We start from the raw sequence: 20998 nt of genomic DNA on the forward strand, positions 1-20998 counted from the left end.
CGCTGTTTTTAAACGCGAATTTTCCGATAAAAACGATACTAAATCCCGAGCTTTTCGACGTAAATTTAGCCCAGGCGCACTTTAGAAACGACCTATTTTTCGATAAAACCAAACGCTACGAGACGCTGTTTTACTTCGCGCCTTACAAGGTTTTTGACCCGAATCAAACGATAAACTACATAAGAAAAGGCGGAGTGAGCCTATTTTTGGACGACGCAAGCGCGGCGGGCAACTACCTAAACGCTAGCGGCGCGCTCTCAAAGGTAAATTTAGAGCTCTCATCAGCCATCGCAAACGCCCTAAACTACAAGCTAAAGCAGGCCAACGCGCAGTTTGCCTCGCTCATCTCGCTCTATCCCGAGCACTCGGTTTTGCACTACGACCTAGCGCTTAGCTACGCCCAGCTTGGCAACTTTAGCATGGCGGCGAAGCACTTTATCATGAGCTACCACCTAGACCCAACAAACCACCTAGCAGGCGTACTGGGCGCTATCGCAAATGACATAAACGCAGTGGATAATACTAAACTACTGCAAGAAATTTCGGAAAACCTCGACCACGACTCTAGCTCAAAAGACACACCCGTTAGCCAGGCTCTCATGGCGCTCATAGCAAATAATAGCGGCGCTTTAATGCGCTGGCTAGAAGAAGATAAGGAAGAGACGGCGCTAAATTTAGCCTTTGACGCTATAATCGCAAAGATGACCGACAAGGGCGAGGAGTTTGCCAAAAAGACGCAAATTTTAAAGACCAAGCTGCCTGATGATATCGTGGCGAACATTCTTGATTTTATCGCAAATTACAAGGATGAAGGCATCAAAAAATATGTCGAGCAGATTCAAATTTACTTCCACGACAAACGGCTAAACGATGCGGCGTTTTATCACGGCGCAAACATCATCAAAGAGCAGTACATCAAGCTTTTGCAAATCTCGGGCCTACTAAACTACGAACGCCAGAAGTTAAAAGCGCTACTAAAACAAGACGCCAATAACGCCGACTTACTCCAGACGCTAGCTTATATCGACATTTTCACGAACGATTTTGAGGAGAGCTATCAGATCTACAACCGCATAATCGACGAGTTTAAGATAAACGACGCTGGCACGCTGTTTCTAGCAGCCGTAGCTGCCATCGGCTCAAACCACCCGCAAAACGCAACCGCGCTTTTGGAGCTATCTAAACTCACCGATCCAAACGCGACGGAGAGTCGCGCGGCGCTTGGATATCTGTATCAGGAGATCGATAATATCGAAGCTGCGACGATACAATACGGGTTGATAAAAGATCCAAATTTTAAAAGCAAATTCGTTGATTTTATGATTGATTACGAGAAGCTAAAAAAGTAGTTTTATGCGGGCGATACGGCGATAAATTCGTCGCAAATTCGCCCGAATAATTTTTATAGATAATAGCGCCGAAGCAAAACGACTTTGTCAAATTTGACGAGAAGCAAAAATAACTAGCCTCATCAAATTTAATCGCCCTGCTTGCCTCGCTCGCGGCCTAAAAACGCCGCGAATTTACAACAGCACGCCACTAAGCCGCGCTAAAGTCAAATTTTATTTGTCCTCAAGCACTTTTTCGCGCCACTTCGAGCTTGATTTTTTATCCATCGCCATATCCTTAGACATCTCGGCAGCGGCCTCAAAGTTTTTCTGCACGCCTTCGCTGCTATTTTGATATTTAACGGCATTTGAACGCTGTATGCCGATACTCTCGGCCTCGCTAGCCGCATCGATGTTCGCTCCCAAAAATATAAACTCCCAGTCGTATTTTTCCTGCTTATCGCTTATCATTTTTTTGATCTGCGCCTTTGAGTATTCCTTGCTCGAGTTCTCCTGCCCGTCGGTGATGATGACAAAAAGCACGGCTCTGTTTTTAGCGTAGATGTCCTCGACTTTTGAGATTTTATTTATCGTTTCGCCGACTGCGTCTAGCAGCGCTGTGTTGCCGCTAGCGACATAGTCTTTTGCGGTTAGCTTCTCAACCTTTTTGATATCTACTCTATCGTGCAACGTCCTAAAATGCGTATCAAAAAGCACCGTAGTTACCTTTGCGTCAACGCCGGCTTCTTTTTGCTTGTCGATCATGGAGTTAAAGCCGCCGATCGTATCGCTCTCAAGCCCGCTCATGGAGCCCGATTTATCTAGGATCAGCACCATCTCAAGCTGCTTTGGCGCAGATTTTTGCGGCGCTTCCTCGCTTTTAGCAAACGCAAACGCCCCGATAATCATCAACAAAAACGCGATTTTTTTCATATTTTCTCCTTTGAAAATTTGGCTTGATTATAGCAAATTTTAACGGCGCGGCGGTAAATGCGAAGGGATTTAAATTTGCGCGCCGAGCAAAATCCGCTCGAAATCAAAGCTGGATTTTACCCGCCGCAAAACGGAAGCGATTTGATATAAATTTATCGCAGTCGGTTTGGGCGGCTAAATTTTGGCTTTAAATCAAAATCCCAAATTTAGCTCGGGGTAATTTTGCTACGAGCCGCCCGCCCAAGTTGCGCTTAAATTTATGAGCAAATTTAAAGGCTAAATTTACGAATTTAATGCCCGAATTTAGCCCCAAATTCGCCGCGCCGTAAAAACGACTGATTTTTACTTCGAAGCGCTAATTTTAACGTAGCTGTTTAGCGCGCCTACGTACGCTTTAGCGCTCGCCGTCATCGTGTCGATATCAAGGCCGTGTCCGATAACGGTCTTGCCGTCAAATTCGACCTTCACTATTACGTTTGCCAGCGCGTCTTTGCCTTGCGAAACGGCGTTTACCTTATAGTCTTTTAGTACGCCGTGGATGCCGCTTAGACGGTCGATGACCTTAAATATCGCGTCCGCCGTACCGTTGCCAAGCGCCGCATCGCTCTTGATCTCGTCTGCGTGGCGAAGCGTGATAGCAGCGCTACTTAAGCCTTTGTTGCAGCTGCTTTGAGTTAGCGTCAAAAACTCGAAAACTTCTGGGATCTTGATGATTTCGCTAGTTACCAGCGCGCGCAAATCGTCGTCAAATATCTCTTTTTTCTTATCCGCTAGCGCCTTAAATTTCTCAAACGCCTCGTTTAGCGCGCCATCTTCTAGCTCAAAACCAAGACTAATTAGCTTATCTTTAAAGGCGTGGCGACCCGAGTGCTTGCCTAGTATCAGCGAGTTCTTATCCAGTCCGATGCTCTCGGCACTGATGATTTCGTAGGTCTCTTTGTGCTTTAACACGCCGTCTTGATGGATGCCGCTTTCGTGAGCGAAGGCGTTTTTGCCGACGATGGCTTTATTAGGCTGCGGCTCGATACCGATGATACCCGCTAGCAGGCGCGAGCTAGGATAAATTTCTTTATAAACTATGTCCGTGTAAAGCGGCGCGAATACGTCGCTGCGCGTCTTTATCGCCATCACGATCTCTTCGAGCGCGGCATTTCCCGCACGCTCGCCGATACCGTTTAGCGTACACTCGACCTGCCTGGCGCCCGCTTTTATCGCGGCCAGCGAGTTTGCCGTAGCTAGGCCTAGATCGTTGTGATTATGCACGGAGACGACTGCGCGGCCGTTTATAAATTTAACCATTTCTCCTATGCGAGCGGTAATCTCCTCTGGATATAGATAGCCTACGGTGTCTGGGATGTTGATCGTTTTTGCTCCGGCGTTTATGGCGGCGTCGCAAATTTCTTTTAAAAAGCTCATCTCGCTCCTGCATGCGTCCTCGCAGCTAAACTCAACGTCCTCGCAGAAGGTTTTAGCGTATTCCACGGCTCGCACGGCGCGCCTGATTACCTCGTCGGGGGTCATCTTTAGCTTAAACTCCATATGGATCGGGCTTGTGGCGATAAAGGTGTGGATGCGCCTGTTTTTTGCCGGAGCGATAGCCTCTCCCGCAGCCTTTATATCGCCGTCTACGGCGCGAGCAAGCGAACAGATAGAGGCGTTTGAGGCTTGTTTAGCGATCTGATGTATCGCATCGAAATCGCCCCTGCTAGCCGCTGCAAAGCCGACCTCCATAACGTCCACGTTTAGGCGCTCCAGCTGGCGCGCGATACGGATTTTCTCCTCGGTATTCATTGATGCGCCGGGGCTTTGCTCGCCGTCGCGAAGCGTAGTGTCAAATATTATAATTTTATTTTCGTTCATTTTTTATCCTTTTTTAGAATTTTAGTTTGTGCGGTTAAATTTGATTATTAGGGTGTGAAAGAGTCGCTGCTTAGCGCAGCAGCAGAAGTAGGGAGAAAAATGCGTTAAATTTGACGTTGCCGTTCATTCGCTCTCCTTTTGAATTTTTTTGTTTTTAAATCTCATAAAAACGTATCTGATTATACCGTAAGAAACATAAACGCTCATTAAAGTCGTAACCGCTTCGATAGGGCAAACGTAAATAGCCGAAAACGCAACCGTAAGTCCGACTAAAATGCGCAAAAAATCAGCCCTTTTGAGATCTACTTTTTTAAAGCTCGGGTAGCGGATATTGCTCACCATCAAGACCGAAAGCAAAATTTGCAAAAACATCAAAAACCACTCGGCGCTTCTGGTAAAATCGTATTCTAAGCTTAGCCCGACCCAAAATGCCGAAACGATGGCGGCCGTAGGTATCGGAAGGCCGATAAAAACGGACGGCTCGTAAGTGCCGGTCATCACGTTAAACCGTGCAAGTCTAATAGCGCCAAAAACTACGAACAATGCAGCTACCAGCGAACCCAAACGCCCAAAACTATGCCCGACCGTAAAGTAAAAAAGCATCGCGGGCGCGACGCCGAAGGCTATGACGTCTGCAAGACTGTCGAATTCTACGCCGAATTTGGACGTAGTTTTGGTTAGCCTCGCCACTCGTCCGTCAAGTCCGTCCAAAAATAGCGATAAAACTATGTAGATAATGGCCTTAAAAAAATAGCCGTTAGCTTCATCGTCTAGCCCTGAGCCGGCCGCGACGTAGCCGCGAACGGAAGCGATAATGCTAATGATACCCAAAAATGCCGAAGCCGCAGTGAATAAATTTGGTAAAATGTACATTAACTGAAGTTTATGCTGATTGTCTTGCATCTTTTTCCTCGTAGCTAAAAAACCCTAAAATGCCCGCACTCGCGACCTTTTCGCCTACGCTGACGCTTATTCTCGTATTTGCGGGTAGTATCAAAATCGCCTCGCCGCTACTTAAAAAGCCAAATCTCCTGCCCGCTTTTAGTCGGCTTAAATTTTCAAAAGAAATGCCCTTACTAAGAGGCCCTGCGATGACGCGGATCGCAAATTTATTATTTGAGTTTTTACAGACGAACAAGGCTCGCTCGTTTAAATTTTTAGAAGCTTCCATAGCGTTGCACAAAAACAGTCCGTGCCTTTGTTTGACTTCTAAAAGCTCCATATCGCAAGGAGCTCTGAGCGCACCCGCGTCAAATACGCCCTTGCAGATAGTTATGGCTACGCACTGCGTGTCGAAATAGTAAATTTTATCTATGCTTTTTATCTTACCGTCGATCGGACTAAGCACGGCGTACGCATCGTCGCTACCTAGAGCTCGCTCCGGGTTTCTAAACCAAAATACGCAAAGCGCAAAAAGCGCGAAAAATAAAATTTGACATACGCCCAAAACCAGCGCAAGCAAAAACAAAAGCCCTAAAACGAAAACGTATTTGTAGCCCTGTTTTGCGATTAGCCCGATGTTTTGCATATCTTTACGCTTGTTCCTCTTTGTTTTCTTCTAAATTTACGAGCCTGCTAGGCATCCCGCGCTCTTTTTCGTAGTTTGCAATGATCTCTCTAACCTTCGCTCCCTCGATAGTTTCCTCTTCGTAAAGCGCCTCAACCATCTTTTCTATCGCATCACCGTAAGTTCGCAGCGTCTCTAGTACGTGTTTATAGCGCTCATCAAGCGTGGTTTTAATAAATTCATCCACTTTTTCCGCCGTCTTGTCGCTATAGTCCCTATCGGCCTGACCACCGGCTAGGAAGGTGCTACGGCGCTTTTCAAGCACCATAAGTCCAGCGATATCGCTCATGCCGTATATAGAGATCATCGAGCGAAGTATATCGGTCGCGCGCTCTAGGTCGTTGCCCGCGCCGGTTGAAATCTCTTTTATAAAGACCTCTTCTGCCGCGCGTCCGGCTAGAAGTACGTCCACTTCGGCCATCAGCTCGTGACGCTGCATCATAAATTTATTCTCTTCTGGCGTATGAAGCGTGTAGCCCAGCGCCGCAAGTCCGCGCGGTATGATCGATACCTTAGTGACTCTGTTTGCGCCTTTAGTGGTTTCGGCTATGAGCGCATGTCCGCTCTCGTGATAGGCTACGATGCGCTTTTCTTTCGGATTTATACGGCGAGATTTTTTCTCAAGGCCCGCGATCGCTCGCTCGACGGCCTCGAGTAAATCAGATTGCTCGACCTTGCCTTTTTCTTTTCTGCCCGCTAGCAGCGCGGCTTCGTTTATGATGTTTGCCAGATCCGCACCCGCAAGACCCGCCGTCATGCGCGCGATATCCTCAATACTGACGCTATGATCAAGCTTGATATCCTTCATATGCACGCGTAAAATTTCGATCCTACCTTTAAAATCAGGCTTATCGACGAGCACCTGCCTGTCAAATCTACCCGGCCTTAAAAGCGCGGCGTCAAGCACCTCGGGACGGTTCGTCGCGGCAAGCACGATAACGGGCGACGCATCCGAGCTAAAGCCGTCCATCTCGGCCAAAAGCTGGTTTAGCGTCTGCTCGCGCTCGTCGTTTCCGCCGATCATGCCGCTAGCTGCGCGGCTCTTGCCGATAGCGTCGATCTCGTCTATAAAGACGATCGCCGGAGCTTCTTTTTTTGCGTTTTCAAAAAGATCCCTCACGCGGCTAGCGCCTACGCCGACGAACATCTCGATAAAACTCGATCCCGAAACCGAGAAAAACGGCACGTCCGCTTCGCCTGCGACAGCTTTTGCAAGTAAAGTTTTACCAGTGCCGGGAGGTCCAACTAAAAGCACGCCTTTTGGGATTTTGGCTCCCAAATTTATATATCTATCGGGATGTTTTAGAAAATCCACTATTTCCTTGACTTCCTCTTTAGCCTCCTGCACGCCCGCTACGTCGGTAAATTTAACCTTCGGCTTTTCCGAGTTTACGAGCTTTTTGGAGCTTCCCATTCCAAGGATTCCGCTACCCATATTTCGCTGCATACGGCTAGCCAAAAACATCCAAATTCCAAAGAAAATAAAAATAGGAAGCACCCACGAGAAAATCATCTCGGTAAACCAATTCGTCTCGCTATAGGCTCCGTAAGGGATCTTTTGCTCCTCTAAAAGAGGAACTAAAGTAGAGTCGCCCACCCTCTTTGCCGTATAGACCGAACCGCCGTTATCTACGGCTTTTATCGAAGTTTCAGAGATGCCGACCTTTGCGACTTGCTTATTTTTTATCATCTCTTTTATATCCGAATACGATAAATTTTTAGCAGTTACCGCGCTTTGTCCGGTTATCGGCATACCGTCTACATCACCGTTTAGCCCCTTAAACACCAGCACGACGACTACTGCGAAAATCGCGAAAATCATAATCGGATTTTTATTAAAAAAGCCGTTTCCGCCGTTATTTAAATTTTTATCATCGTTTTTTCTGTTATCCATTATGTTCCTTAAATTATTTTACGCTTTTTGAAATACGAAGCTTCTCCACTCGTTTTTGGTTTGGTTTTCTATCAACTTGAGCGATGAAAAAGCCTCTAAAATTCGCGTTTCGTACTTATCCAAAACGCCTGCTAAAACGAGATACGAGCCCTCTTTTAGCAAATTTATCAAATCGTTTTTTAGCATTAGTATCACGTCTGCGATGATGTTTGCGACGACGACGTCGTATTTTTTTTCCAGATTCGCCACCGAACCGGTCCAAATTTGATTAAATTTAACCCCGTTTAGCTCGGCATTTTTCTGCGAGCTTTGCACGGCCTGCTCATCCGTATCGCAGGCGTCCGTGACGCAGCCTAGTTTTGCTAGAGCGATGCTTAGTATCCCGCTTCCGCAGCCCACGTCAAGCGCGCCCATGCCGTTTGCGGCGTATTTTTGCAGATACTCTATACAGGCGCTCGTGCTCTCGTGGTGACCCGAGCCAAAGGCAAGCGCGGGATCGATAACGATGTTTTCAAACCCGTCTTTAGACTCTTCCCAGCTTGGGTGGATGTAAAATTTACCGATCCCTATCGGTCTTACGTTTTTTTTGTATTCGTTTAGCCAGTCTTTATTTTCTTTTTGACTTTTTGTTATCTTAAATTCGATCTCGCGGCCAAGCGCGTCTTGTAGGGATTTTGCGTATTCTCGTAGGCCAAATTCCACTTCGTCTAGCTCGTCTTCGTCTCGGATGATAAACCCGCCCGCAGTCTCCTGCGTGCAAGTAACGCCCAAAGAAAAAACAAGATCTTCGAAAAGCTCGCGAAGCTCCTGAGAGCAAAGAACTTCAAGCTCGTAAAATTTATCTTTCAAATTTACGCTCTTTTAGCCTAAGACGTCTTCAAGTTTTTCTTTTAAAACTTGCGGCGTAAACGGCTTTACGATGTAGTTATTGACGCCTGCTTTTAGCGCGGTGATGACCTCGGCTTTACCGCCCTCGGTCGTTACCATGATGATAGGCATATCGACGTATTTTGCCTCGGCGCGGACCTTTTTTACGAGCTCAAGGCCGTTCATCTCAGGCATATTCCAGTCGGTGATAAGCACGTTTATATCGCTGTGCTGACCCAAAATTTGCCATGCTTCGACTCCGTGCTCGGCCTCCAAAATTTCTTGATGTCCGAGCCTTTGTAGGGTGTTTTTTATAATTCTTCTCATAGTAGAGCTGTCGTCGACTACTAGTATTTTCACAATCGCATCCTTTTTTAAAAAATGTCCAATTCTAGCAAATTTTATATTTAAATTTACTTTAAAAATTTATCGGCCCAGTTTAAAGGCCCCTTTTAGATCGAGCGTCCCTTCGTAGTACGCCTTACCCACGATCGCTCCGTAAACGTCTCCCGCGCGCATTAACGCCTCGATATCCTCCATATCTTTTACGCCGCCGCTTGCGATCGTATTTATACCGCTTGCCTTTGCGATTTGCGATGTAAACTCCACATTCACGCCGCTAAGGGTGCCGTCTTTTGAGATGTCGGTGCAGATTATCGCTTCGACTCCGGCTCCGGCAAATTTAGTCGCCAGCTCGGTCGCCCTCATCTGCGATACCTCCGCCCAGCCCTGCACGGCAACGAAACCGTCTTTTGCGTCTATGCCGACGGCGACGCGGTATTTTTGCGCCATTTCTTTAGTAAAATTCGGATCTTTTAGCGCTACCGAGCCCAAGATAACGCGCGTTATGCCGCTATCAAGATAGCTTTTTATTCGCGCTTCGTCGCGTATCCCGCCGCCGATTTGGATTTGTAAATTTACGGCTTTTGCGATCTTTTCTACGGTTTTTAGATTTACCGCTTCGCCCGCAAACGCCCCGTCAAGATCGACGACGTGAAGCCACTTTGCGCCCATATCTTCAAATCTTTTGGCTAGCTCCCAAGGCGCATCCGAGTAGATTTTGGCGCTACTCATTTCGCCTTTAAAAAGCCGAACCGCCTTGCCCTCTTTTAAATCTATCGCAGGGAAAATTTCCATCACATCTCTCCGAAATTTCGTAAAATTTTAAGTCCCGTCTCATGGCTCTTTTCGGGGTGCGGCTGAAAACCGAAAATATTATCTTTATGCACCGCGCTCACGAATTTATAGCCGTACTCTGTAAAGCCAAGCGCCGCATCTTCCTCGCAAACTACGTGATAAGAGTGCACGAAATACAAATACTCGCTAACAGCCAAGCCCTTATTTATCGGCATTTGTTTGGTAAAATTTATCGTATTCCACCCCGTATGAGGCACCTTTAGCGGAGCGTCAAATTTGGACGGGTCAAATTTAATAACTCGCCCTTTTACGAGCCCGAGCCCCTCATTTACGCCAAACTCCTCGCTTTGCTCAAAAAGTAGCTGCATACCCAGACAAATGCCTAAAAACGGCTTTCCGCCGGCTGCGGCCTCTTTTATAGCGGGGATAAAATTTCTATCTTTTAGCTTATCCATCGCTTCGCCAAAAGCCCCGACGCCGGGCAAAATAATCTTGTCAAATTTACCCAGCTCCTCGCCGCGAACCGCTAGCCGCGCCTTTAAATTTAAACTCTCAAACGCGTTTAAAACGCTCTTTAAATTTCCCGCTCCGTAGTCGATGATGCCGATCAATGCGAACTCCTTTGCTTTGTAGCAAAAAGATAAACGCTAAGCGCGATCATCAATATCGCGACGCCGCCTATGAGATAGATTGCGTTTATGATGTGATCTGGCGCCGTGATGGCAAATTTAAACACGAGCATCAGCGCCTCGATAGCAAGCGCGATGATGATCGACCCGATAAATCTAATCATCGTTTTGTTTTCCATATCTTCATTGCGCTTGCTTTTACCCAGCACCTCTTCTTCAAATATCGCTTTAACCAGATCAAAGATCGCAAGCGCCAGCGTCAGCACGATCGTGTGCTCAAACATCTTTTCTACTTCGATATTTAAAAGATCGTTAGCCAAAAGCCCTTTAAGCGCATCGGCGAACAAAAACAAGGCTATGATAAAAAGCGCAACCGAAAACGCGGCGTAAACGACTTTTAGAAATTTGCCGAAGTAGCTCTCTAGCTTGCCATGGGAGACGATGGCTAGGATATTTTCTAGAGAAACATCGATACACGCGACGAATTTTAGCTCTCCCTTATCGTCATATATCGGAGTGGACGCCGTCACACACAGCTCGCCCGTGAGCGAGGACGGGTACGGGTCGCTTAGCACGCAGCGCTTTTCACGCACCGCGGTGTAATAATAAGACTTATTGCTGCAGTTTTCGCCACCGCCGGCTTTGTATTTTTCATTTAGGCTCACGGCGTCGCCTATTTGCACGCCGTTTGCGTCAAGCACGTAAAACGCGTCAAAGCCCTCTATCTCGTGCGCCATTTTATCAAAGCCGCTTTTTATCGACTCGGCGTTTACCCCCGGCAGCCTGTTTGGCAAATTTTTACTAAAAAGATAGCATATATAGGCTCTAGCCTTATATCTTAACTCTGAAAACCTCTGTATATCTTGCAGCGTCAAATTTATTCCTTATTTAGCGCGTGATTAAACTCGGGCACGATCTCTTTTAGTCCCGCTGCCACGTCGTCCGCGTGCGTTAAATTTTTAATTTGCTCGTTTAGTTTAGCCACGTCGTATTCGCCCGAGTGCGTCACGAAAATAGACTGAAACTCGGTTTTTACGTCGTCTTTATTGATTAAAAGCTCCTCGTAAAGCTTCTCTCCCGGGCGAAGGCCGACAAATTCGACGCCAAGGTGTTCTTTGTTCGATAAAATAAGCATTTTTTTAGCTAGATCGGCGATCTTTATCGGCTCGCCCATATCAAGCACGAAAAGCTCGCCACCCTTTGCGATCGAGGCGGCCTGAAGCACGAGCTGACAGGCCTCGGAGACCAGCATAAAATACCTCGTGATATCCGGATGCGTGACGGTTAGCGGTTTATTATTTTCGATTTGTTCTTTAAATTTCGGTATTACGCTGCCGCTTGATCCTAGAACGTTACCGAAGCGTACCGCGACGATCTCGGTTTTGGCAGGCAAATTCGAGTTTAGCGCGTAAAGCTCGCACACGCGTTTAGTCGCACCCATGATGTTTGTCGGGCGCACGGCCTTATCGGACGAGATCATCACGACCTTGCTAACGCCGTATTCTATGGACAAATCAATCAAAATTTTAGTGCCGATTATGTTATTTACGACCGCGGCTTTAGGGTTTGCTTCGCAAAGCGGCACGTGCTTATAGGCTGCGGCGTGGATCGCGATCTGCGGTTTAAACTCCTCAAACACCGCGCGCAAGTCCGCTTCGTTTACGATATTTATCATCTTGCTCACGGTTTTGTCGCTGTGAGTTATCTCGCCGATTTTATAGAGATTAAACTCGCTGTGATCGATCATGATTAGCTTGCTAACGCCAAATTTTAGGCACTGCTTGCAAATTTCGCTACCGATACTGCCGCCGGCTCCCGTGACCAAAACGACCTTACCGCCTAAAAATTTCTCCACCGCGCTACTATCTAGGTCTTTTGGCTTTCTAGCTAGCAGATCCTCGATCGAGATATCTTTGATAGCGTCCTTGCCGGTGCCAAACATAGAAAAAATCTTGATATCGCGGATACCGTAAGCCGTAAGCTCGTCAAAAAGCTCCGCTAGCTCGTCTTGACCCAGCGCTAGCGCGATGATAGCGGTTTTTACGTTGTACTCTTTGATCAAATTTGCGATTTCGCTCTTTGGCTGCACTAAAAATCCGTCGCAGTAAGTGCCGACTAGATCGCTCCTGCCGTCTACCACGCCCACGGCATATAGATCGATATAGCCCTGCCTAAGCCCCTTTAAAACGTGAAGCGCCTTTGACGTAGCACCGATAACGACGCAAGGCTCGCCCGTGTGCGGTTTTTTAGAAAAGTCTAAAAACATACGCTTGGCGATCCTTAAATTTCCGATTAGCAGGCACGAGATAACGGCGTCGATAAAAATCACGCTTCGAGGAAATGGATTAAAAAGACTAGGAGCCGCAAAATAAACGATCCAAAAGCAGACGATCGCGCAAAGATGAACGAGGAAAATTTTCCTCGCTTCGTTTAGTCCGAAAAATCTCCACGGCACCTTGTAAATTTTAAAAAGCCACATGAAAAATAGCTTTAAAACCACCATCGTAGCGCAGCCCGCGACCAGTCCGCCTCTAAAATAATCAGGCAGCACGCCGCTAAATCTAAGCAGATACGCCAGATAAAACGACACGACGAATATCGCGACGTCAAAACCCAGGAAAAACGCAAGCCGCTTTAGCTTCGTCGCCTTAAACATTTATAAATTTTCCTTTACGATTTTTACTACTCGCGCAAACTCCTCGTCTCGCATCGCCGTGCCGCTAGGCAGGCAGATACCGCGCGCAAACATATCCTCGCTAGTACCGTCAGTAAACGCTAGCGCCCCCTCAAACACCGGCTGCATGTGCATCGGCTTCCAAAGCGGACGGCTTTCTATATTTTCCTTCGCAAGCGCCTCAATCACGCGTAGATGCGCGCCTTTTTCTTTAAACAGCGCGGTCGTTAGCCAGCGGTTGCCGCGGGAATTTGCTATCTCAGGCATAAACTCAAGCTCAGGAAGCTCTTTTTTGTACTTTTCAAAAATTTCGCGTTTTTTTATCACGCGCGCTTCCAGCACCTCCATCTGCGCCGTTCCTATCGCGCCTAGGACGTTGCTCAGGCGGTAGTTGTAGCCGTAGTCTTTATGCTCGTAGTGTAAAAACGGCTCTCTAGCTTGGGTGCTATAAAATCTCGCCTTCTCGACGAGCTCTTTCTCGCCCACCAGCATGCCACCTCCGCTTGTAGTGATGATCTTGTTGCCGTTAAAGCTATATGCGCCCAGCCGCCCGAACGTACCCAGCGCTTTGCCATTCAAAAATCCGCCCAGCGCCTCGGCCGCGTCCTCGACGACGGCGATATTTTCCCGCTCGCAGATCTCGCAGATCTCTTTCATCTTGGCCGCCTGACCATAAAGGTGCGTGACGACGAGCGCTTTTGGCTTTTTAGGCGAATTTGCGATCGCCTTTTTTAGTAGCTCGGGGCTTAGATTCCAGCTTTCGTCGCTATCTATAAAAACAGGCGTAGCGCCTTGATAAAGTATCGGGCTAACGGACGCCATAAAGGTAAACGTAGAGGCTAGCACCACGTCACCCGCGCCGATACCTAGCACCCTTAGCGCCAAGTGGATCGCCGACGTGCCGGAATTTAGCGCCAAAGCATCGGGAGCGCCAGCGTAGCTTGAGACGCTCGCTTCAAATTTATTCACGTATTCGCCAAGCGGCGCGATATAGTTGCTCTTAAAAACCTCGTTTATGTACTCTTGCTCTTTGCCGCTCATGTGCGGCGGACTTAGGAAAATTCTTTGCATTATTATTCCTTAAAGAAATTTACGCATTGTAGCACTTAAAATCTAAATATTTTTATAAAAACTCGTTTAAAGTCGCTTTTGAGCGTAGAAAATGGGGATTTTGTTAAATTTTGCGTCAAAATGTATTTTAAAACGGCAAATTTGATACGGCTAGAGATAGGGCTAAATTTTATCTATTTTCTTTTGTCGTTGCGAGCGCAAATTTGACGAGCGATATTTTGGCTCTCAAATTTCGCTCAAATTTCGCCTAACTTTAGCGGGATTACCGTAGGCGACGCTGCCGTCTGCGATATCTCGTACTACGACGCTGCCCGCTCCGATGACGCAGTTTGTGCCGATTTTTATGCATTGGATGACGCAAGCGCCGATACCCACGTGCGTATTTGCGCCCACGATTACGCCGCCGGCCAGAGCCGCGTTTGGGCTAATATGCGCGAAATCGCCGATCTCGCAGTCATGCTCTATGATCGCGCCCGTGTTTATTATGGCGCCCTCGCCCACCACCGCGTGCGCGTTTATGACGGCATTTGGCATCACGACCGCGCCCTCGCCTATTTGCGCGCTCTTGCTTACCACCGCACTTGGATGGATCAAGTGCACAACGCGAAAGCCCGCGTTTTTTACTCTTTCTTGCAGGATGCGCCTGATTCTATTATCCCCAATAGCGACGATCACGTCCGCTTTTTCTAAGCTCGGATCAAATTTGAGCACGTTTTTGCCGTCAAATTTAGCGTCGTCCAAAAACACGACCTCGCCGTATCCGCACGCTCTAGCCACGTCCGCGACGACGGCTCCGTGTCCGCTAAAGCCGTAAACGTAAATTTTAGTTGCGGCCATTAAATTTCTCCGTCGTGGCCATGCCTTCTTTGCTCACGCCGCTTCGTTTTAGCACCTTTTGCACCGTTAAAATCGCGATTTTAACGTCCAGCGCAAAGCTAAGCTCGCGGACGTACCTAGCGTCAAATTTAAACTTCTCCGCCCAGCTGATCGCGTTGCGGCCGTTTACCTGCGCTAGCCCAGTGATACCGGGCCTCACGTCGTGGCGGGTCGCCTGCTCGGCGTCGTAAAGAGGCAGGTATTCGACCAAAAGCGGACGCGGCCCGATGAAGCTCATATCGCCTTTTAGCACGTTAAAAAGCTGCGGCAGCTCGTCAAGGCTGAGGCTTCTGATGGTCTTGCCGATGCCGCTTAGGCGCATCTCGTCGGGCAGCAGCTCGCCGTCCGCGCCGCGCTCGTCGCTCATCGTTTTAAATTTATAAATTTTAAAAATTTTAGCGTGCAAGCCCGGGCGCGCCTGCGTAAAAATGACGTCCTTGCTAACCTTAAAATAGATCAAAACCGCGACGACCGCCATGATCGGCAGCGTCAAAACTATGAGAAAAATCGCGCCGCAAATATCCAGTAATCTCTTAAAAAACGCCCTATACATCGATAAATTTCCTATAAATTTCTATATATTTCCTAGCGACCGCTCGCTCGTCAAACTCGCGTACGGCGAGCTCCCGCCCGTTTCGCCCCATCTGTGCGGCCAAATTTTCGTCGTTTAGTAAAATTTCTATCTTTGCGGCTAGATCGGCTGAGTTTTTCGCCTCGCAAAGCAGGCCGTTAAAGCCGTTCGTCACGGCCTCGTTACAGCCGGCCACGTCGCTAGTCACGACCGCGCGGCTCATACTCATCGCCTCTAAAACCGTGCGAGGAAAGCCCTCTTTGTAGCTTGGAAGCGCGAGTAGATAGCTAGCCTTTAAAAGCTCAGGTACGTCGTCTCTAGCACCCAGATACCGCACGACACCGCCAGTTAGAAATTTCGCGTCGGCAGTACTTTTGTTTCCTTCAAACCCTTCGCCCGCAAAGACGAACGCGCAGTCATTGCGCCCGCGCAAAAGCTCGGCCGCCTCGTAAAACTCGCGCACGCCCTTGTGCCACATCGCGCGCGCTATCATCAGCACGATCTTTTTGCCGCGTAAATCTTCGCCCAAATTTGCTGCCGGCACGCTGTTTTCGTCAAATTTGAGCGTATCCACGCCCACGCTTTTTATCTTAAAAATTTTCTCTTCGGCAATCAGTCCTCGACCCAGAAAATACGCCGGATCGGTCTTGTTTACGAACACGCAGCCGTCGCTCATTTTTAGCGCCCGCTTATAAAGCGTCTCGATCGCGGCGCGCACCAGACGGGTTTTTAAGTCGTTATCGATATAAAAGCTGCCCAGCCCCTCGACCAAATTTATCACGCGCTTTATGCCCGCTTTTTTAGCTGCAAAGGTGCCGAATACGTTTGATTTATGCGCCGAGGTTTGCAGTAGGTCTAAATTTAGTCCGCTTAAAATCTCGGCTAGTTTTTTTGAGTTTTCAAGCACGGTTAGAGGGTTTAAGCTCGCGCGGTCAAGCTCGTACGTCACGCAGTTAAATTCGCTTTTTAGCCTATCCGTATACTCGCCCTTCGGAGCGATAGCAAAAACCTCGTGCCCGAGCCGCTTTAGCTCGCGCATTATCGGCGCACGGAAAAAATAAATGCTCATATCGGCATGAGATAAAAATCCAAATTTAGCCATTTTTAAAATTTTCCTTTAAATTTACTGCCCTCATCTTAGCAACCTATAAATTTTAACCGCGCCGTTTAAAACGACCGGCTCAAATAGCTCTTTGTCGTAGTTTTCGAGCACGAAAAGCTGTATGTACGCCGAGTTTAGCACCGCTTCGTCAAGCACCAAAAACCGCCTGTAATCCTTCATAAAAATGAGATAAATTTTACTGTCCGCGTTCATCTCGTGCTTTTTGACGACTAGCTTGTCTTTCTCGTCGTAGCTTGTTTCAAAGTAGGTATTTACCGGCATTTCGCGCTCGCCGATATAGACTTTAGATGCGTCGCCCGATACGCTAAAACCTCCGCCGATATTTATCGTATCCTCGTCTATGGAGTAAGGTTTGCCCGGATAAAATATCGCCCCGTACTCCTCGCCGCTGTTTAGATCAAGGTTTGAAAAGCGCAAAACTGTGCTAAAAATATCAAGCATGGAGTCCGGTAAATAATAGTAAATCTCGCGCGTTTTTTGCGGCGGGCGAAAATCCTTGTCGTTTAGCGAATACAAAAACGAATTTACGTTAGTCGCGTTATAGTCCTTCATCATCTGCACCAAATTTAGCCCGAATTTCTCGCTAAAATTGCGCTCGGTGTACTCGACCTCTAGACGCGCCATATTTGCCGACATGCGTTGATTAGCCGCTAGCGCGAAGCTCACGGCGAAGTTATCTCTGCCCAGGTGCTTGCCGCCGTCGATGAGAGTCTTGACGTCCGCGTAGTAGCGGATCGGATAGCCGTAGTCCCACCACGCCAGCACGTAGTCCTCGCGCCCTGCTATTTTGCGTAGTTTATCTAAACTCTCCACCTCGCTTTTGGCAAAAACCGTGCCGACTTTGTAGCCGTAAATATGCTCAAGACACGGCATCAAAGATAGCGCGGCGATACAAAAGACGCAAATTTTTTCTAAAAGCGCGTGTTTTTTGAGCGAGCTTAGGCCTGAGACCATAAAATAAGCCGCCCCACAAATAAGCGCCGTCGCCGCAAACGTGGCTAGATATACGCCAAAGCCCGCCTCGCCGTCAAAATTTGGCGCAAAAACTGGAGATTTGCCGTGCAAAAGGCTGTAATATTTATCAAAATACAAAAAGAAAAACGCAAAAAACGCCGCCAGGCAAACGGTGCAAAATTTGTCTAAAATTTTATCTTTTTTGAAAAAATCCACGCAAAGGACGGCGAAATACCCAAACCCTATCGCCATCGCCGGCACGGAGTAAATCGTAAATCTAAGCCCGCCTTTTAGCGCTAAAAACCCAAGCAATAGCATCGGGAGGGCAAGCAAAAAGGAGCGAAATTTAAGACAAAGCGCCGCGACTCCTACGAGCGATAAAGCAAAAGTAACGATATGCCCGCTGATACGCTTGGCAAAGGCGTTTATCGACTCGAACTCAAACGAATAATCGCTCATTTCCATTATCGTTTTATTTACGTTATAAAAATGAAAAACCGGCTCGCTACTCTCCGAAACCCCGCGAAATATGTAAAATTTAAGCTGAAATAAAATTTGATTTAGCCCGCCGCTAAAGCCAAGTAAACCTACGGCAAGAGCTAGGCATGCTGCTACTACGCGTTTATCCCAGATCTGCGGACGAAATCTCATCGCTAGATAAAGCGCGACGGCAAGCGCGCTTTTAGCGTAAAAATCGATATATGTAAGCGCGACTATCATCAAAATAGCCGCCTGGTAATTTAGTGCGTTTTTCCTATCAAAAACCAAAGTGTAGAGCAAAAATGCGCCCAGCATGGCAAAATTTAGCGAGTAAGAGCTCGGATACCACCAGTCGTTTATCAGGATAAAAATCGGGATAAAAATAAGATCGTTTACGTTTTTTTTCTGCGCGAGGCGTACCATCGCCCAGACGCTAAACGCAGGCAGCACGATCGTGAGCATGTCGGTGTCGTAGTATCCCGCCATCGTGCGGTTGTAGTAGCTGTTTGCGATACTAGCTAGCAGAGCCGCCGCAAAGCCCATGCCTGACATCTCGTACTCTTTGGCTATCAAAATCACGGGGATAACGATAAGCGAGCTAAAAAACACGCTCATATAAAGCAAAATGCTCTCAAAGCTAAAAGGTAAAATTTGATACAAAAAATACGTAAGCGTCGGCATCGAACGGCCGTAGTAGCTAAGGTCGTTTGGCTGATGAAAGCCCGCTATCATATCGCGCGCGCCCTCGGCGAAGGCGTAGCCGTCGTTTGTACTGATCATGAGCTGATCGTTCCAGAAAAAGTGCTGATACTCGCCCGCCCAGTACACCCAGTACAGCCTGCAAACTACGCTAAAAATAAACGCCGCAAGCATCAAAAAACAAGTTTGCTTTGAAAATTTAAATTTGCCGGGGAATTCTAAAATTTTACTCGCCATTTTCACCCTCTAAATATCCTATGAGCTGCGCCGCGACGGCGTTTTTATCAAATTTTGCCACGCGGCCGTACGCTCTTTTTTCATAATCTCGCCTTAAATTTTCATCCTCAAGCGCTCGTCTCATCGCGGCCTCCATCGCTTTTTCGTCGTCAACGGGTGTTAAAATGCCGTACTCATCGTCGCCCAGAAGCTCTCTAGCGCCGCTTTTGTGATCGGTGGAGATGATAAATCTCTCGCAAGCAAGCGCCTCTAAAAGCACGTTTGAAAAGCCCTCAAACCGCGAAGCGCAGACGAAACACTGCGCGTTTTTGATAAATTTAAACGGATTTTTATCCGTGCCTAGCAGTTTTACGCGCGAGCTTACGCCAAGCTCGTCGATCAAATTTTGAAGCTCGCCTTGCAAAGGCCCTTTGCCGAGAATCCCAAGCGTCGCGCGCTCGTCGTTTAAATTTGCGATTATTTTTATTAGCATTGCTTGATTTTTACCGCTATCAAGCCGTCCGATATTTAGAAAAAACGGCTTAAATTTAGCCTCTAACGGCTCATCGGCAAGAGTTTTTATCGCCGATAAATCGACCGCGTTATATAGCACCTTAGTTTTTGCGGCGTCGCAGCCGAAATTTCGCACGAGATCATCGGCGTTTCCCTGCGCGTTAGCTAGGATGAGATCGGCCCTAGGATACAGCGCCTTAACCAAAATTCTATTGGCAAACCCGCTAAGGCCGCTTTTATAGATGACCGACGGACAGCTACGCTCGCTTATTACCATCCGCCCTTTTACTCCGGCGATCCTTGCTAAAAGCGCGATGTAGCAAGGACGGTTCATTAAGACAAAATGTAGGTCAATAGCCAAATCGTCGCAAAGTTTTTTATAATTTAAGGCTAGAAACGGAAACAAAAGTCCCAAACGAAAAAGCTTTTTTACGCCGCTTTCGTAGGGATCCGAGCGCTCGAGGAAGTGGATTTTTACCGCGCTTGGTATCTCGTAGGCTATGACCTCGCTCATCAAAACGAGATGAACTTCGTATTTTTCGCACAAAGCCGGGAGCAAATTTGAAACCACGCGCTCCGCGCCGCCAGGCCCCATCGAGTAGAGAAAAACGGCTAATTTTTTCATTCGCCGTGCGTTTTTTTGTATATCCAAACGCGAATTTTAGTTAAAAACAAAATCATCGACTTTGGAAACGGGCTTAAAATCAGCATCGCAAGCGCTTCTTTCGTAAATTTAAATTTGAGACTTTTAAAAAGATACTCGTACATTTTTTTGTATTCGCCGCCAAATTTTGCATAGTACGCCGCCATTTTATATAGGATCGCGATATGAGCGTCGTTTACGCTAAATTTCGGCTCGGCCGAATTTGCCCCGTTTGCGGTAGCTTGAGCGTTTTTCTCGGCGATCTTTTGCAAAATGAGCTCCGCAGTCATCGCGTAGCCTTTCATTATGCAAAGCGGGCGTTTAAACGAGTTTATCGTGACGCTGTCGCTGCGGTGAAAGCGGTAAATACGCACTGCGTCGTGCAGATAGTAGGCAGGAAGGTCAAAAAGATAGATCCAAAGCGTATTTTCGCTACCGTAAAGCCCCTTTTCAAAGCGTCTCTGGCCGATGGCGTCGCGGCGAAACATTATCAAAAACTCGCCCGTTATCTTGCCGTCGTAGTAGTCCTGCGGCGAAATTTCCCCGCTTTTATTTAGTCCAAATCCCGAAAATTTCGTCGTCGGCTCGCCGTCAAGCTCAAAATAACAGTTCGCCCAGACGCTAGCATACCCCTGCTCTAGTACGGCCGCCATTTTGCTTATGGCGCCTTCTATCAGCAGGTCATCGTCGTCTAGTATCACGAAAGCATCGCCGCTAGCGTGATCAAAGCCGTTGTTTTTATTGCCGTTTGGGCCGCGGTCGTAGGTTTGGTTTAAGACGTATTTTACGTTGTCAAATTTAGCGACGTAACTTTGCGCAAGCTCGCGCGTACCGTCGTTCGAGTTATCGTCGCTGATTATGATCTCTTTATTTTCGTAGTCTTGAGCTAGCGCGCTTTTTAGGGCGGCTTCAAAAAGCTCTTTGCGGTTGTAGGTTGGGATTATTATGCTTACTTTTAGCATT

18 protein-coding genes and 1 pseudogene are annotated in these 20998 nt (G+C 47.6%); 1 reads left to right on the top strand and 18 read right to left on the bottom strand.

From position 1 onward, the window contains the following. A pseudogene (locus RYL88_RS00630) lies at nucleotides 1-1349 on the top strand (GTP pyrophosphokinase); the annotation flags it as partial. A 213-nt stretch (nucleotides 1350-1562) separates the two neighbouring features. Here RYL88_RS00630 and RYL88_RS00635 read toward each other — a convergent pair. From RYL88_RS00635 to RYL88_RS00720, 18 genes are all read right to left on the bottom strand, one after another. Continuing rightward, a complete protein-coding gene (locus RYL88_RS00635) occupies nucleotides 1563-2261 on the bottom strand; it encodes a VWA domain-containing protein (RefSeq protein ID WP_314988518.1) in 699 nt (232 codons plus the stop codon). 342 nt (nucleotides 2262-2603) lie between these two features. Continuing rightward, nucleotides 2604-4121 carry a 2-isopropylmalate synthase gene (locus RYL88_RS00640; protein ID WP_314988519.1) on the bottom strand — a complete coding sequence of 506 codons (1518 nt, stop codon included), beginning with the start codon at nucleotides 4119-4121 and terminating at the stop codon, nucleotides 2604-2606. Nucleotides 4122-4244: 123 nt separating this feature from the next. After that, nucleotides 4245-5024: a CDP-diacylglycerol--serine O-phosphatidyltransferase gene (gene pssA / locus RYL88_RS00645; protein ID WP_314988520.1), complete on the bottom strand. Its 780-nt coding sequence runs from the start codon at nucleotides 5022-5024 to the stop codon at nucleotides 4245-4247. Then, nucleotides 5005-5649, bottom strand: a complete 645-nt coding sequence (locus RYL88_RS00650) for a phosphatidylserine decarboxylase (RefSeq protein ID WP_314988521.1) — start codon at nucleotides 5647-5649, stop codon at nucleotides 5005-5007. The genes pssA and RYL88_RS00650 overlap by 20 nt, the downstream gene beginning before the upstream one ends. A gap of 4 nt (nucleotides 5650-5653) precedes the next feature. Next, nucleotides 5654-7582, bottom strand: a complete 1929-nt coding sequence (gene ftsH / locus RYL88_RS00655) for an ATP-dependent zinc metalloprotease FtsH (protein WP_314988522.1) — start codon at nucleotides 7580-7582, stop codon at nucleotides 5654-5656. 18 nt (nucleotides 7583-7600) lie between these two features. Next, nucleotides 7601-8431, bottom strand: a complete 831-nt coding sequence (locus RYL88_RS00660) for a 50S ribosomal protein L11 methyltransferase (protein WP_314988523.1) — start codon at nucleotides 8429-8431, stop codon at nucleotides 7601-7603. 12 nt (nucleotides 8432-8443) lie between these two features. Next, nucleotides 8444-8809, bottom strand: coding sequence for a chemotaxis response regulator CheY (locus tag RYL88_RS00665; protein WP_002952918.1), 366 nt, complete (start codon nucleotides 8807-8809; stop codon nucleotides 8444-8446). Nucleotides 8810-8875: 66 nt separating this feature from the next. After that, entirely contained in the window at nucleotides 8876-9586 is a 711-nt protein-coding gene (gene hisA / locus RYL88_RS00670; RefSeq protein ID WP_314988562.1) for a 1-(5-phosphoribosyl)-5-[(5-phosphoribosylamino)methylideneamino]imidazole-4-carboxamide isomerase, read from the bottom strand. Further along, the gene (gene hisH, locus RYL88_RS00675) at nucleotides 9586-10197 is read right to left on the bottom strand and encodes an imidazole glycerol phosphate synthase subunit HisH (RefSeq protein WP_314988524.1); all 612 of its coding nucleotides are present in this window, start codon (nucleotides 10195-10197) and stop codon (nucleotides 9586-9588) included. Before hisH ends, hisA begins: the two co-directional genes overlap by 1 nt. After that, a complete protein-coding gene (locus tag RYL88_RS00680; RefSeq protein WP_314988525.1) occupies nucleotides 10194-11090 on the bottom strand; it encodes a PDC sensor domain-containing protein in 897 nt (298 codons plus the stop codon). Before RYL88_RS00680 ends, hisH begins: the two co-directional genes overlap by 4 nt. A gap of 2 nt (nucleotides 11091-11092) precedes the next feature. After that, on the bottom strand, nucleotides 11093-12871 hold the full coding sequence (gene pglF, locus RYL88_RS00685; protein ID WP_314988526.1) for a UDP-N-acetylglucosamine 4,6-dehydratase (configuration-retaining): 1779 nt from the start codon (nucleotides 12869-12871) through the stop codon (nucleotides 11093-11095). Beyond that, complete coding sequence (gene pglE / locus RYL88_RS00690) at nucleotides 12872-13960, bottom strand: UDP-N-acetylbacillosamine transaminase (RefSeq protein WP_314988527.1); 1089 nt, start codon at nucleotides 13958-13960, stop codon at nucleotides 12872-12874. 225 nt (nucleotides 13961-14185) lie between these two features. Next, nucleotides 14186-14797 (bottom strand): UDP-N-acetylbacillosamine N-acetyltransferase, encoded by a 612-nt coding sequence (pglD, locus tag RYL88_RS00695; RefSeq protein WP_314988528.1) that lies wholly within the window; start codon nucleotides 14795-14797, stop codon nucleotides 14186-14188. Then, nucleotides 14784-15389: an undecaprenyl phosphate N,N'-diacetylbacillosamine 1-phosphate transferase gene (gene pglC / locus RYL88_RS00700; protein ID WP_122866383.1), complete on the bottom strand. Its 606-nt coding sequence runs from the start codon at nucleotides 15387-15389 to the stop codon at nucleotides 14784-14786. Before pglC ends, pglD begins: the two co-directional genes overlap by 14 nt. Then, on the bottom strand, nucleotides 15382-16509 hold the full coding sequence (gene pglA, locus RYL88_RS00705) for a N,N'-diacetylbacillosaminyl-diphospho-undecaprenol alpha-1,3-N-acetylgalactosaminyltransferase (RefSeq protein ID WP_314988529.1): 1128 nt from the start codon (nucleotides 16507-16509) through the stop codon (nucleotides 15382-15384). The genes pglC and pglA overlap by 8 nt, the downstream gene beginning before the upstream one ends. Nucleotides 16510-16539: 30 nt before the next feature. Then, nucleotides 16540-18900, bottom strand: coding sequence for an STT3 domain-containing protein (locus RYL88_RS00710; RefSeq protein WP_314988530.1), 2361 nt, complete (start codon nucleotides 18898-18900; stop codon nucleotides 16540-16542). After that, on the bottom strand, nucleotides 18890-20017 hold the full coding sequence (locus RYL88_RS00715) for a glycosyltransferase (RefSeq protein WP_314988531.1): 1128 nt from the start codon (nucleotides 20015-20017) through the stop codon (nucleotides 18890-18892). The genes RYL88_RS00710 and RYL88_RS00715 overlap by 11 nt, the downstream gene beginning before the upstream one ends. Continuing rightward, the gene (locus tag RYL88_RS00720) at nucleotides 20014-20997 is read right to left on the bottom strand and encodes a glycosyltransferase family 2 protein (RefSeq protein WP_314988533.1); all 984 of its coding nucleotides are present in this window, start codon (nucleotides 20995-20997) and stop codon (nucleotides 20014-20016) included. The genes RYL88_RS00715 and RYL88_RS00720 overlap by 4 nt, the downstream gene beginning before the upstream one ends. Nucleotide 20998: the final 1 nt, after the last annotated feature.

The organism is uncultured Campylobacter sp. (assembly GCF_963517995.1).
Taxonomy (GTDB): domain Bacteria; phylum Campylobacterota; class Campylobacteria; order Campylobacterales; family Campylobacteraceae; genus Campylobacter_A.